General features: G+C 61.8%; 13 protein-coding genes. 7 read left to right on the forward strand and 6 right to left on the reverse strand.

Annotation, left to right across the window (positions count from 1 at the left end):
* Nucleotides 1-118: 118 nt before the first annotated feature.
* From K3178_RS02160 to K3178_RS02170, 3 genes are all read left to right on the forward strand, one after another.
* Nucleotides 119-1,963: a DUF885 domain-containing protein gene (locus tag K3178_RS02160; protein WP_221569742.1), complete on the forward strand. Its 1,845-nt coding sequence runs from the start codon at nucleotides 119-121 to the stop codon at nucleotides 1,961-1,963.
* 50 nt (nucleotides 1,964-2,013) lie between these two features.
* Nucleotides 2,014-3,897, forward strand: coding sequence for a DUF885 domain-containing protein (locus K3178_RS02165; protein WP_221569743.1), 1,884 nt, complete (start codon nucleotides 2,014-2,016; stop codon nucleotides 3,895-3,897).
* 200 nt (nucleotides 3,898-4,097) lie between these two features.
* Complete coding sequence (locus K3178_RS02170; protein WP_221569744.1) at nucleotides 4,098-4,247, forward strand: hypothetical protein; 150 nt, start codon at nucleotides 4,098-4,100, stop codon at nucleotides 4,245-4,247.
* A gap of 82 nt (nucleotides 4,248-4,329) precedes the next feature.
* Here the strand turns inward: K3178_RS02170 and K3178_RS02175 are convergent, their stop codons facing one another.
* Nucleotides 4,330-5,853 carry an alanine/glycine:cation symporter family protein gene (locus K3178_RS02175; RefSeq protein ID WP_221569745.1) on the reverse strand — a complete coding sequence of 508 codons (1,524 nt, stop codon included), beginning with the start codon at nucleotides 5,851-5,853 and terminating at the stop codon, nucleotides 4,330-4,332.
* A gap of 239 nt (nucleotides 5,854-6,092) precedes the next feature.
* On the opposite strand from K3178_RS02175, the gene secE reads away from it, so the two are divergent.
* A complete protein-coding gene (gene secE, locus K3178_RS02180; RefSeq protein ID WP_221569746.1) occupies nucleotides 6,093-6,326 on the forward strand; it encodes a preprotein translocase subunit SecE in 234 nt (77 codons plus the stop codon).
* 28 nt (nucleotides 6,327-6,354) lie between these two features.
* Complete coding sequence (gene nusG, locus K3178_RS02185) at nucleotides 6,355-6,891, forward strand: transcription termination/antitermination protein NusG (protein ID WP_040965140.1); 537 nt, start codon at nucleotides 6,355-6,357, stop codon at nucleotides 6,889-6,891.
* Nucleotides 6,892-6,965: 74 nt separating this feature from the next.
* Here nusG and K3178_RS02190 read toward each other — a convergent pair whose 3' ends face one another.
* The 3 genes from K3178_RS02190 to K3178_RS02200 all read right to left on the reverse strand — a co-directional run bounded on the left by K3178_RS02190 (nucleotide 6,966) and on the right by K3178_RS02200 (nucleotide 9,762).
* The gene (locus K3178_RS02190) at nucleotides 6,966-8,132 is read right to left on the reverse strand and encodes a sensor histidine kinase (RefSeq protein WP_221569747.1); all 1,167 of its coding nucleotides are present in this window, start codon (nucleotides 8,130-8,132) and stop codon (nucleotides 6,966-6,968) included.
* A gap of 92 nt (nucleotides 8,133-8,224) precedes the next feature.
* A complete protein-coding gene (locus K3178_RS02195) occupies nucleotides 8,225-8,980 on the reverse strand; it encodes a CPBP family intramembrane glutamic endopeptidase (RefSeq protein ID WP_221569748.1) in 756 nt (251 codons plus the stop codon).
* Between the two features lie 83 nt (nucleotides 8,981-9,063).
* Nucleotides 9,064-9,762, reverse strand: a complete 699-nt coding sequence (locus K3178_RS02200; protein WP_221569749.1) for a PspA/IM30 family protein — start codon at nucleotides 9,760-9,762, stop codon at nucleotides 9,064-9,066.
* A gap of 395 nt (nucleotides 9,763-10,157) precedes the next feature.
* Between K3178_RS02200 and rplK the strand changes: the two genes are divergently transcribed.
* Both rplK and rplA read left to right on the forward strand, forming a co-directional pair.
* Complete coding sequence (gene rplK / locus K3178_RS02205) at nucleotides 10,158-10,589, forward strand: 50S ribosomal protein L11 (protein ID WP_221569750.1); 432 nt, start codon at nucleotides 10,158-10,160, stop codon at nucleotides 10,587-10,589.
* Between the two features lie 4 nt (nucleotides 10,590-10,593).
* Nucleotides 10,594-11,286: a 50S ribosomal protein L1 gene (rplA, locus tag K3178_RS02210; RefSeq protein ID WP_221569751.1), complete on the forward strand. Its 693-nt coding sequence runs from the start codon at nucleotides 10,594-10,596 to the stop codon at nucleotides 11,284-11,286.
* A gap of 70 nt (nucleotides 11,287-11,356) precedes the next feature.
* Here the strand turns inward: rplA and K3178_RS02215 are convergent, their stop codons facing one another.
* Nucleotides 11,357-12,112 (reverse strand): competence/damage-inducible protein A, encoded by a 756-nt coding sequence (locus tag K3178_RS02215; RefSeq protein ID WP_221569752.1) that lies wholly within the window; start codon nucleotides 12,110-12,112, stop codon nucleotides 11,357-11,359.
* Between the two features lie 7 nt (nucleotides 12,113-12,119).
* Nucleotides 12,120-13,640: a flavin-containing monooxygenase gene (locus K3178_RS02220; RefSeq protein WP_221569753.1), complete on the reverse strand. Its 1,521-nt coding sequence runs from the start codon at nucleotides 13,638-13,640 to the stop codon at nucleotides 12,120-12,122.
* Between the last annotated feature and the right edge of the window lie 27 nt (nucleotides 13,641-13,667).

Genomic DNA, 13,667 nt, shown 5'->3' on the forward strand with positions numbered 1-13,667 from the left:
AGCACGATCCCACCCGGCCGTTGGTCGAGAATGGTTGCGCGGCGGTCGGAGGGGGCTTCCCTCTCCGGCAATTTGGCGTAGAGCCGCGCCAAAGTCCAAACCGGGGAAATTGCCGCAAATGAATTTCGTTCGTATCGCGCTGACCGGCGCATCCGCCCTTTCGCTGGCCGCCTGTGCGACCACCGGCGGAATGGACGCTGCGTCGTCTGTAGCTGCCGAGGTGGAAGCGACTGCTGCGGCAATGGAAGCGGCGGCAGAGCACGAAGACCTTTTCGCCCTGTTTGCCGAGGCCGACGAGCGCAATCTCGAGCTCAATCCGATCAGCGCGCTGTTCCGCGGCGACATGCGGCGCCCCGACAAGATCGGCGACTACTACACCGATGCCTACAACGATGCGAGCCGGGCCGATGCCGAATTGAACCTGCGCAAGCTGGCCGAGATCGATCGCAGCGTGCTCTCGCCGACCGACCAGCTGGCGTATGACGTCTTCGAATATGACCAGACGCGTGCGGTAAGGAGCCTGGCCCCTGACATCCTCGCGCTCACCGAAGTACGACCGGTCAACCATTTCGCCGGCTACCACACTTTCTATCCCAACTTCGCCAGCGGGCAGAGCGCGGCGCCTTTCGCCACGGTCGAGGACTACGAAAACAACCTCAAGCGCCACGCCGACTATATCGCGCTCAACGACCGGATGATCGCAAAGATGCGCGAGGGCATGGCGTCCGGCGTGCTCGAGACCAAGCTGACGATCGGCAATGTGATCACCCAGCTCGACACCCAGCTGGGCATGAAGGTGCACGAATCCCCGCTGTGGATGCCGATCACGAACTTCCCCGACAGCTTCTCGGCTGCGGAAAAGAAGCGTCTCCAGTTCGAATATCTCGAGTCCATCCTTGCGGTCTATGGAGCGCACGGACGGCTGCGCGATTTCCTGCGCGACGAATATTACGAAGTGGCGCGTGACAGCGTGGGCCTCGCCCAGATGAAGGGCGGGCCTGCGCTTTACCAGCACCTGATCGAAGAAACGACGACGCTGCCGCTCACCGCGGATTATTTGCACGATCTCGGCCTTGCCGAAGTGACGCGCATCAAGACGGGGATGGAAGAGATCAAGGACGAGGTCGGCTTCACCGGCACGCTCAACGAATTCTTCGATTACGTGCGGACCGATCCGCAGTTCAAGCACCCCAGCCGCCAGGCGCTGACGCAGCGGTTCTATGACATCGGGCACGAAGTCGATGCCATGATCGGCGACTATTTCTCGCTCGTTCCCAAGACCCCGCTCGTGATCAAGCCCTACGAGGAATATCGCGAGAAGTTCGAAGCGGGCGGTTCTTACGAGAGCGGTGCGCCCGACGGATCGCGGCCCGGCATCTTCTATTTCAACGCCTATGACCTGCCGAGCCGCCTGAAGACCGGCAATGTCACGCTCTACCTGCATGAAGGGTCGCCCGGACACCACTTCCAGATCAGTCTTGCGCGCGAGAACGAGGACCTGCCCAGCTTCATGCGCTTCGGCGGGACCACGGCCTATATCGAGGGCTGGGCGCTCTATGCCGAGACCCTCGGCTACGAAATGGGCTTCTACGACGATCCGTGGAACCGCTATGGGACGCTGCAGGACGAACAGTTGCGCGCCATGCGACTGGTGGTCGACACCGGTCTCCACTCCAAGGGCTGGACGCGCGAGCAGGCGATCGACTTCATGTTGCAGAACAGCGGCATGACCGAAACCGAGGTAATCGCCGAAGTCGAGCGCTACATCGCCATTCCGAGCCAGGCGCTGGCCTACAAGGTCGGTGCGCTCAAGATACAGGAACTGCGCACCAAGGCGGAGGAACGGCTCGGCGAGAAGTTCGACATCCGCGATTTCCATGCGCAGGTTCTCGATACCGGGGCGCTGCCACTGCCTGTTCTGGAGACGAAGATCGATCGCTGGATCGCGCGCGGCGGCGGCTGATTTTGCGCTTTGCCTGATAGGGGCTAGACTGGCGGCAAGGGAGGGTCGTCATGGGAAATTCCCGAGTCTTTCGCGCTGTAATGGCATGCGGCACGGCGCTGGCGCTCGCATCTTGCGGCGGCGGTGACGGATCGAGCGGAGGGGGCACCGGGATTGCGCCGACCCCCACGCCATCATCGAACCCGTCTCCTGCGCCAACCCCCACGCCTACACCTGCGCCCCCGGTGGTCCTCTCCGCCCGGCTCACTGCCGTGTTTGATGCTGCGGAGGCAGGGTATGACGAGATGTTCCCCCTCAATGCGCAGTTACGCGGCAAGAGCGAATATGCAGGCCGCTTCGGCGATTACCTTAGCGATGCCTGGTATGCCGAATTGCAGCGGCAGGCACAGGCCAATCTCGATGCGCTGGCGGGGATCGACCGCTCGAAACTGAACACCCCGAGCCAGATCGCCTACGACGCTTTCGCCTTCAAGGAACGCCAGACGCTGGCGCTGTTCGATCCGGCGGTCCTCCCCTTCGAACGCGGGCTGCCGATGAACCATATCACGGGCATCCAGGCCTTCTATCCCAGCTATGCCAGCGGCGATGGCCCGATACCCTTCGAAACGCTCGAGGATTACGAGAACAACATCTCGCGTACGAAGGAATTTGCCGTAGCGCTCGATGCCACGGCAGACGCCTTTCGGCGCGGGGCAATCCTCGGCGTGGTGGAATCGCGCAATACGATCGACATCGTAATTTCGCAGCTGGGCGCGCTGGCGGACGATAGCGTGACCGGCTCGCCCTTTTACAAGCCAGTCACGAATTTTCCCGCTTCTATATCTTCTGCCGACCAGTCGCGCCTCCAGACAGAATATGCCGACATGGTTACGAACGACGTGCTGCCCGCCATCCGCCGCCTGCGCAATTACCTTCAGAACGAATACCGTCTCCAGGCACGCACGACACCGGGCCTTGCGGGGCTGGCAGGAGGGCAGGCCTATTACGATCACCTGATCGAGGCCAATACCTCGCTCGACCTGGCCGCACCCGCCATCCACCAGACCGGCAAAGACGAGGTGGCGAGAATCCTGGGCCGCATGGATGCCATCCGCCGCAGCCAGGGCTTTTCCGGAACGCTCGACCAGTTCGACCAGAGCCTGCACCAGAACGCCGCCTATGGCGTCTCGTCGCGCGCGGCATACCAGCAGCTGTTCGAAGACATCGGCGACAGGGTGGTGCCCAAGGCTTACGGCCTGTTTCGCTACCAGCCGACCTCGCAGCTTTCGATCAAGCCCTACGATGCGGTGCAAGAGCAGTTCATGTTCGCCGCGTCTTACCTGCCGGGCACGGCCGACGGATCGCGTCCGGGCATCTTCCGCTACAATGCCTCCAGTTTCGGCGGCCACAAGCTCGCCTCCACCAGCCTGTTCATGCACGAGGGCGTGCCTGGTCACCACTTCCAGATCATGCTTGCACGTGAAAACGAGGGGCTGCCCGATTTCATGAACGGCACGGGCCTGATCGCCTATGTCGAGGGCTGGGCGCTCTATGCCGAAACGCTCGGTTACGACATGAAATTCTATGACGATGAACTTGTCGAATACGGCCACCTGACGCAAGAATTGCTGCGCGCTTTGCGGTTGGTCGTCGATACCGGCATTCACCATTTCGGCTGGAGCCGCCAACAGGCGCTGAACTATGTCGCCGCCAATTCGCCCTACAACAATGGCCTGCCGGGCGAGATCGATCGCTATATCGGCTGGCCGAGCCAGGCGCTCGGATACAAGATCGGCGAGTTGAAAATGCAGGAACTGCGCGCGGAAAGCGTTGCTGCGCTGGGCGACACGCGCGAGGTGCTCAAGGGCTTCCATCACCAGGTGCTGGGGACTGGGGTGATACCGCTGCCGGTGCTCGAAGCCAAGGTCGATGCATGGGTGGCTGCGGGAAGCTGACCTGCCCGCGGCCCCGGGGCCGAATTCACCGCCGATTTTTTGAGGTCTTCGTGACGCTACGGAATTCGGAGCATCGCGATGGTTAAAGGTGCCCGATTGCCACAGCTGGCGCCGCCGATGACGGTTTAGCGGGAACCGGAGGCGTACTTAGGCGGTTTTACGGATCGGACGCAGGGAAAAGATTTCATGGAGGATTACCCATGTCGAGCTTGTCCTATCGCAGCAGCCGCCCCGACGGGTGGGTGAAGCCCAAGAGCTATAGCGATGCCAGCCTTCGCTATAAGCACCACGGGAAGATCATCCCGATGGAAGAACCGGGTTTCCTCGCACGCCTGTTCGGCGCACGCTGAGACTAAGGTTCAGTCAAATGGACAGGGGCCGGGAGTCGCATGACTCCCGGCCCCTTGCTTTTGCTCCTCGAACTGGAGGAACCTAGTATTCCTCGGGCTCTTCCGGCGTGTCTGCCGTGTGCGTGGGCCCGGCCTTGCGATCGCCGCGGGCCAGTTTGAAGACCACGCCCGAAAGCAGCGCCAGTGCCAGCAGGTTGGGCAGAGCCATGGCCGCGTTGGAAATATCGCCAAGACGCCAGACCAGTTCGCTCGGCTGGGCTGCGCCGAGGAAGATCACCACGCACCACAGCACGCGCCATGCCATATGCAGCTTCTTCTCGCCTTCGCGGTTCGAGCCCTTGAAGCGGTCGTAGATGAAGGTGATCGCCCGCTCGCCGTAATAGCTCCAGGTCAGCAGGGTGGTGAAGACGAACAGGATCAGCGCGACCGAGGCGATCAGCGTACCGATCGGGATCGAGGCGATTTCGAGCGGGAAAGCCGCCGCGAACGCGCCGCTGGTCATCTCGAAGCCGACGCGGTCCGATTGCCAGGCATGCACAACCGCTTCGCCGCCGGCCGTGAAATCCCCGCGCACCGTCAGGATGACGAGTGCGGTCATGGTGCAGATCACGATGGTGTCGATGAATGTGCCGAGCATGGCCATACGTCCCTGCAGTTCGGGATCGTCGGTCTGTGCGACGGCATGGGCGATCGGGGTCGAACCCTGGCCGGCCTCGTTCGAGAAAAGGCCGCGCGCCACACCGGCACGGATCGCCATGATGATCGCTGCACCGGTAAAGCCGCCGACCGCGCTCTGCGGGTTGAAGGCGCCATGGAAGATCAGAGCGAAGGTTTCGCCGAGGTCGCCGAAATTCAGGATCAGGGCAATCACGGCCATCACGATGTAGGCGGCCGCCATGAAGGGAACGACCTTTTCGGCCACGTTACCGATCGATTTGATACCGCCGATGATGACGATGAATACGAGGATCGCCACGATCAGCCCGCCCATCCATTCCGGAATGGCGAACAGTTCGTTGAGGCCGTCGGCCACCGCATTCGCCTGGATCGAGTTGCCCGTGACCAGTGCGCTGAACAGCGTGCCGAGGCAGAATACGACCGCAAGCCAGGTAAACTTGGGGCCGAGACCCATCATGATGTAGCTCATCGGGCCGCCGCGATAAACGCCGTCCGAAGTCCTTTCGCGGTAGCGGATCGCCAGCGAACCCTCGGCGAAGGCCAGTGCCATTCCGAACAGCGCGGTGATCCACATCCAGAAGATCGCACCCGGGCCGCCCAGCGCGATTGCGGTCGCGACACCGGCAAGGTTACCCGTGCCGACCTGGCCCGAAAGCGCGGTCGACAGCGCGGCGAAGGGAGAAATTTCGCCCGCGCCCTGCCCCTTGCGACCGGCGAACAGGCCGGTGATCGAGGACCACAGCTTGACGATCGGATAGAACCGCAGCCCGACCATGAACCACAGGCCGACACCCAGCAGGATGATCGCGAGTGGCGGGAAGGGGATTACGGCTTCGCCGTTCCACGTGCCTCCCCAGATGAAGTCGGAAACATTGGTGACCGGTTCGATCATCCTTTCGCCGAAGCTCGGCGGTGCGGCATTTGCCATTCTGGTATTCCCCTCAAGCGTCCCTTGAATTTGAAGCGCGCAGGCTAGCTATCGCGGGGCTGCTTGGAAAGCCGCAATTGCGTGCATCTCCACCGCTTGCGTTTTGCGGCCGCGCGGCCTAAATGCCTCCCCGTCTTCCGACATCGATGAAGGAAAAGCCCCTCCCGACCTTGTATCGGGGCGGCGAAACCCCCATCCCGGAAGCGACGCAAGAATTCTAGTTCGAGAGCAGGTTCATCATGGCCGACAAAGCCGACAAGACGACCAAGGTTGCGAAAGGCACCAAGACTTCGCCCGCCGAATTCATCCGGCAGGTCCAGACCGAAGGCCGCAAGGTCGTCTGGCCGACGCGCGAAGAAACGATCCGCATTTCGATCTTCGTTTTCATCATGACGCTGATTCTCTCGCTCTTCTTCCTCGGCATCGATTCGGCATTCAGCGCCCTCGTCGGCTGGCTCATGACGCTGGCCTGATCGGACTTAAGGAATAACGGGAATACACATGGCACGCTGGTACATCATCCACGCCTATTCGGGTTTCGAGAACAAGGTCCGCGATTCGATCATCGCCGAGGCCGAACGCCTTGGCCTGTCCGAAGGCGTCGAAGAGGTCGAAGTCCCGACCGAGACGGTCACCGAAGTGAAGCGCGGCAAGAAGGTGCAGGTCGAACGCAAGTTCATGCCCGGCTACGTGCTGGCCAAGCTCAACATGACCGACGACGTCTACCACCTCGTCAAGAACACGCCCAAGGTCACCGGCTTCCTCGGCAACAATAACAAGCCGCAGCCGATCTCCGAAAAGGAAGCGGCGCGCTATTTCGGCGGCGTGGAAGAAGCCAAGTCCGCGCCCAAGAAGCAGGTCAGCGTCGATTACGAAATCGGCGACCAGGTCAAGGTGCTCGACGGCCCCTTCGCCAGCTTCAACGGCCTCGTCGAGGAACTCGATTTCGACAAGCAGAAGGTCAAGGTTTCGGTCTCGATCTTCGGCCGAGCAACGCCGGTCGAACTCGAATTCGAGCAGGTCGAACTGGTCAAGTAAGACTGCAAAATCCGACATCGGCAGGGGCGCGGCTCGGGATGGAGCTGCGCCCCTTCTTGCGTCTGGCTTCCCGGTCAGTCGAGCCCGAATGTATCGTCCAGGATGCGTGCGGCGAGCGCGTTTTCGTCGCTCTCGTCGCGCACGGCGAGGATCGCCGCCAGGGGGGCATGCAGGTGATAGAAAAAGCGGTCTTTCTCGAAGCGCCGGTCGGCCCTGCCTCGTAGGACGGTGGGCACGATTCTGGTCAACAGCTTGGTGCCAAACCCCTCTTTCTGGTCGACCGCGAAACTGAGCGGGGCCTTGCCGACGAGTTCCTCGTTCCAGACAAGGTCGAAATATTCGATCCCGTCGACCCCGGTCGCGGTGTGCCACGAAACTTCCAGCTTGGAATCGGTGTCGTCGAGCATCCCGTATTTCTGGGCGTTGGTCGCCAGTTCATGGATGGCGAGGCTGATCTGCTGGGCCGCTTCCGAACTGATCCTGAGGGAAGGTCCCGACACGGTTATGCGGTCTTGCACGGTGCTGGTCAGCGGGGTGAGCTGCTTGCGAATAATGGTTTCGATTTCCTGGGAAGTCGCATCGTCACCGCCAATGACCGATGCGGTCGCCTCGTTCAGCGCACCGAGCCGGCCTATGAAGGTTTCGACGAACTCGTCGGGGTTCTTGGTAGCCCTGGCATTCTGCCGCGCCAGAGAGGTGACGACGCTCAGCAGGTTGCTGCTGCGATGGACCGCCTCGCGTGTCAGCACGGCAAGCCTGGCCGAGGCCTCGCTCAGCTCTGCAGTGCGCTCATCCACCTTTGCTTCCAGTGTTAGGAGCGTGGCCTGATGCGCCTCGATCTCTTCGCGCAGGCGAGTGTTGGTTTCTTCGAGCTGCGCCGGGGAGGGGAAGTCCACCAGCGTCGGGATAAGGCGGAACAGCGTGACGGCAGTCACGGCCGAAACGATCCCGGTGGCCAGTTTCACGATGGCGACATAGGGATAGATCGGAACCCACAGCGTCACGATCGACAGCAGGTGGGTCAGGCCGCACAGCAGGATGAACGAGGCGAACAGGATGACGATGCCTGAATGAGGCACGTCTTGACGCTGGCGAAGAACCGTCATCAATGCGATCGGGATGGCGGAATAGGAAAGGAAGATCAGCAGGTCCGACCCCGCCCAGAGCAGGACGAGCCATGGTTGCCACAAAAGGCACATGCCATGGGGCATATATTGCCAGAAGTCGCTGAACGGATCCATCATTCCTCCGATCCGCGCAATTTCAAGCACGGCATTGAATACAGGGTTCGCACGGCCCTAAGCTTTCCTGAGAGGTAAGGCAAAAGGTCAAATCATCCAGTGATTTGAACCGCACCGAGTTTGTCCGCATAGGCGAGGCTCATCATGATTACGTCAACCGCCATATGCGCGATGACGAGCGCCCAGAGATTGCCCTTGCGATTGTAGCGCAGCCAGCCCAGGCCGAGGCCCACCACGCCGGTTATGATAACCCCGCCGAGGCCTTGGTATGCATGAGGCAGGCCGAACAAAATCCCCTGGATCAGGATGATCAGCCAGGCCTTTCCGCCAAGGCCGGGGAGGCGTTCGAGCCGGTCCATCAGGAAGCCGCGCCAGAGCAGTTCTTCGCCGAGGCCGGCGGCGAAAAGCGCAACCAGCACGATCCACAGGATGAAGTGGAACTGGCTCTGCGTGACCCAGCCCAGCACTTCGACCACGTCGGGTGTGTCGAGGCCGATCTGCTGTACCAGCATGGCGCCGAGCGTGAACCAGCCGATGATGGCGATGGTCGCAAGCGCTGCGACGCCGAGAGTTATCGGCCATCCGCCGGTTGGCGAGCGAAGGTTCCAGGCCTGTGCGACGGCATTGTCGCGGCGAAGCCAGAACCACGCCATCAACAGCGCGCCCGCCATGCTGGAGGCGACCGATACGGCCGCACCGGTGGAACTGACAACCAGTTCGCCGGCGGCGTCGACTTCGCCCCAGATGATCGCGGCGGGGATGGAAGCGGCGAAATAGACCACGGCCACCGTCAGGAACTGGAGGATGAAGCGCCCCCAGCCAAGCTCGCGTGTCGTAACCTCGTTCATTTCCGATTCCCTGTCCTTTTCGCGCACACCAAGAAGAAGGGCGGCACCTTGCGGCACCGCCCTAGCATTTCAGCAGCTTGCAATCACGCAGCCTTGCCGCGTTTTCCGCCTTTCTTTGCGGGAGTCTTCTTGAAAGGAGTGCCGGTCCGCAATGCGGCAAGTTCTTCCTCGATTTGCCGCTCGCGGCGCATTTCCTCGATCTCGCGCTCGACCGATGCATTGCCTCGGCAATTCCCTCCGGTTTCGGTGGCGAAATCGGTGCGCTTTTCGAGCGTTTCGATGCGGTCCATCCGGCGTTCGGTGCGCTTGGCATAGCCGCTGTTGTCTCCGCCCGATCCGCTGGCGTAACCATCGGCGGCCTTCTGGTCGGCATGCCGCTGGCGGACATCTTCGCGCTTGGCCTCGAGTTCGCGCTCTGCTGCCTGCATTTCCGCGATATCGACATTGAGGCGTCCGATATCCTGCTTCAGCCGGGCGATCCCGCCGCGGCAGTCTTCGCGCGCGATCAGCGCCTGGCGCGCCAGGTCCTCGCGATCGGCATCCATCGCGATTTTCGCCTTGTCCGACCAGTCCGCTTCGCGCAGTTCGGCCTGCGTGAGTTCGGTGTGCAGGCGTTCCTGCTGGCGGCGGGCCTTCGACAATTCGCCATGAAGACCGATCAGCGCTTCCTCGATCTCGCGCTGGAGGCGGGCGAGCAGCTTGGCAGGGTTCGAGGCGGCATCGAGTGCGCTCGACACATTGCTAGAAATCAGCTCCCTGGTCTGGATTGCGATACGAAACATGAAAGCGTCCCCCTTGAAAGTCCCGTTGTCCCTAGCGGGCAAGTCTTAAGGCTTTGGAACCAGTGGGATAGGACAGATCGGACGAATTCCTTATCTGGCCACGGTTTCCTACCTCGTGACCCGCATTTGCTTTGCCGCCGTGTTGTCAGCCACGTCCACTCTTCAGGGAATTTCTCCCTTGGGCTGTGTTTCATCCGTTCCATCATGTTGGGAAGCTGCAGGGCCACTCCAACCGGCCACGAATGCTTGCATTTGCGCGCAGAATCGCTATGTGCGCGCCTTCCCAAGCGACAGTTAGGGATTCCACGCGGGAGGCTCGCCCCGGCAAGCCGCTCGACCGCTCAACATGAGGCTCTCTCGAAAGAGGCAGCCGACAGTGTGAAAGGAGGCCAGTGATGGCCAAGAAGATCGAAGGCTATATCAAGCTGCAGGTGCCCGCGGGCACTGCAAACCCGTCACCCCCGATCGGCCCGGCACTGGGTCAGCGCGGCGTGAACATCATGGAATTCTGCAAGGCGTTCAACGCCGCCACGCAGGACCTCGAGAAGAACGCTCCGATCCCGACCGTTATCACGGTCTATGCCGATCGTTCGTTCAGCTTCGTCACCAAGACGCCGCCCGCATCGTTCTACCTCAAGAAGGCTGCCAAGCTGAAGTCGGGCTCGAAGGAGCCGGGCAAGGTTTCGGCCGGGACCATCAAGCAGAGCCAGGTGAAGGAAATCGCCGAAGCCAAGATGGTCGACCTCAATGCGAACGATATCGACCAGGCCATGAAAATCATCGAAGGCAGCGCGCGTTCGATGGGCCTCGAAGTGGTGGAGGGCTAAGGACATGGCAAAGCAGACGAAGAACCAGCAGGTCCGCGCGAAGCTCGACGGCGAAAAGCTGTACACCGTGGACGAGGCACTCGCCACGCTGCGCGAGCACAAGGCGAAGTTCGACGAGACCGTCGAAGTCGCAATGAACCTCGGCGTCGATCCGCGCCACGCCGACCAGATGGTCCGCGGCATGGTCTCGCTCCCGAGCGGCACCGGCAAGGACGTCAAGGTCGCCGTGTTCGCCAAGGGCGACAACGCCGAGAAGGCTCTTGCCGCAGGTGCGGACAAGGTCGGTGCCGAAGATCTCATGGAAGACATGCAGAACGGCAACCTCGACTACGACCGCGTGATCGCGACCCCCGACATGATGGGTGTCGTCGGCCGTCTCGGTAAGGTGCTCGGCCCCAAGGGCCTGATGCCGAACCCGAAGCTCGGCACCGTCACGCCGAACGTGGAACAGGCCGTTAAGGACGCCAAGGGCGGCCAGGTCGAATTCCGCGTCGAGAAGATGGGCATCATCCACTCGGGCATCGGCAAGCTATCGTTCAAGGACGAAGACCTGAAGGCCAACTTCAAGGCGCTCACCGACGCGATCGTGAAGTCGAAGCCGTCGGGCGCCAAGGGCAAGTACGTCAAGAAGGTCACCCTGACCTCCTCGATGGGCCCGGGCCTCAAGGTCGACCTCGCCGAGGTCGAAGGCGCGTAAAACCGCTTTCCTACCTGGAAATGATTTGAGAGGGCCGGAAGGAAACTTCCGGCCCTTTCTCATTGCCGCGTCAGATACCGCCCGGCTGGTAGGCGAAACCGGCCTTGTCCAGCCCTGCGCACAGGTCCGCCAAACAGGCGTCGAGTTCCGCGCGGTCGGTGGAGCGGATCACGAAATTCGCGCCGACTTTGCCCTCCTTGAAGAAGGGATAGCTGCCGATCTGGCAGTTTTCATGCGCCTTCTCGACGTCGCGGAGGAGGGTGGAAACCTCGCTTTCCGGGATGAAGCCGCCGACCGTCTCGGAGAGCAGCGGCGCGCCGCCTTCGAGCGTCCCGGTCAGCGCATCGAGCATGCCCGCCGCGATATGCGGGACGCCGGCCATCATGTGGACATTTCCGATGCGGATGCCCGGCGCGCCCGACATGCGGTTGGGTATCAGCTCCGCGCCTTCGGGCGTGCGCGCCATGCGCAACCGGCCCTCGTTCACGCCGCCCTTGTCGGCATAATAGCGCTCGAGGATTGCGCGCGCCTCCGGGTGGACAATTACCGGGACCCCCAGAGCCTGCGATACCGCATCAACGCTGATGTCGTCATGCGTCGGGCCGATCCCGCCGGTCGTGAAGAGATAGTCGTAAGCCTCGCGCAGCGCGTTGACGGCCTCGACGATCCGTTCGATCACATCGGGGACCACGCGCACTTCGGACAGGCGGATGCCCTGCACCTGAAGCCAGCTGGCGACCTGCGCGATGTTCTTGTCATGCGTTCGGCCCGAGAGGATTTCGTCGCCGATCACGACGAGGCCTGCGGTATAGATGCGGTCGGTCATGTATGCGTTACGTCGCCGTTTCGAGCGTTTCGTTGGCTGCCCGGGCATTCGCGCCCTTGCGGCGGAAGATCAGGAGCCCGTCCTCCACTTCGCCATCGCGCATTGCCTTGCGGTCCGCATAATAGTCCTGGCTCAGGTACCAGGGCGGCCCGCCAGCCGAATTCTTCGGCATGAGGTGGAGCGAGCGCTGGAGATAGCCGGAGGAGAAATCGGTTATTTCTTCCTCTTTCATCAATTCGGGATGATCGAGCACTGGCACGGCGATCGCATCGCCGCGGCTGCGCATGTGGTCGAGCACGCGGCAGACGAAGCCGGCAACCAAATCCGCGCGCAGCGTGTAGCTCGCCGCCAGATAGGGGAAGATGAAGCTGGTGTTGGGCAGGTTCGAGAGCATGCAGTTCTTGTAGAAATAGTGCTCGCTGAAATCGACCGGTTGGCCGCCGACCGACACCGCTATCTTGCCGCCCCAGACCACCTGCAGCCCCGTTGCAGTGACGATGATGTCGGCGGGCAGTAACTCACCCGATTTCAGCCGTACGCCGCCCTGCTCGAAACCGGCAATGTGCCCGGTCACGATTTCGGCCTTTTCGGCCTTCATCGCTTCGAACAAATCCGCGTCGGGGACGAGGCAGAGCCGCTGTTCCCACGGATTGTAGGGCGGAGTGAATGTCGGATCGTCGTATTTCTCGCCCAGCGCGCTGCGGATGCCCTTCTTGAGGTAGTCGATCACCTTTTCGGGCGAACTGCGCGCCTTGCGATAGGAGAACTGCTGCAGCGTGATGTTCTTGAACCGTGTCAGCCGGTAGGCGAGCTTTTCGGGCAGCACCTTGCGCAGCGTGTTGGCGATCTTGTCCTTGGCCGGACGGTTGACCATCCACGTGGGCGTGCGCTGCAGCATTGTGACATGCGCGGCCTTGTCGGTCATCGCGGGGACGAGCGTTACCGCCGTCGCGCCCGATCCGATGACCACCACGCGCTTGCCCGAATAGTCGAGGTCTTCGGGCCAGAACTGCGGGTGGACCACTTCGCCGTCGAAGGCGCTGAAATCGAACCCTGCGTCATAGGGCTTGTCGTAATCGTAATAGCCCGATCCGAGGTGCAGCCAGTTGGCGGTCAGCCGCTTGCGTTCGCCACCATCGGTTTCCAACGTGATATGCCAGCGCGCCTCAGCCTCGCGCCAGTCGGCGGAAACGACCTTGTGGCCGAAGCGCATGTGACGGCGGATATCGCGTTCGTCGACAATGCGATTGAGGTATTCCAGGATGGTCGGACCATCGGCGATCGATTTCTCGTGCTTCCACGGCTCGAACTCGAAACCAAGCGTGTGCATGTCGCTGTCCGAGCGGATGCCGGGATAGCGGAAGAGGTCCCAGGTCCCGCCCAGTTGCTCGCGCCGTTCCACGATCGCGAAGCTGAGGTCGGGAACCTTGTCCTTCATATGCGCTGCCATGCCAATGCCGGAAATCCCGGCACCTACGATCAGCACGTCGAAATCGGTTGCGCGGCTGCTTGTCGGTCTCTCACCCATGGCAGGCAGCCTATCCCAAGCCGCATC

This window comes from Qipengyuania sphaerica, assembly GCF_019711595.1.
Lineage (GTDB): Bacteria > Pseudomonadota > Alphaproteobacteria > Sphingomonadales > Sphingomonadaceae > Qipengyuania > Qipengyuania sphaerica.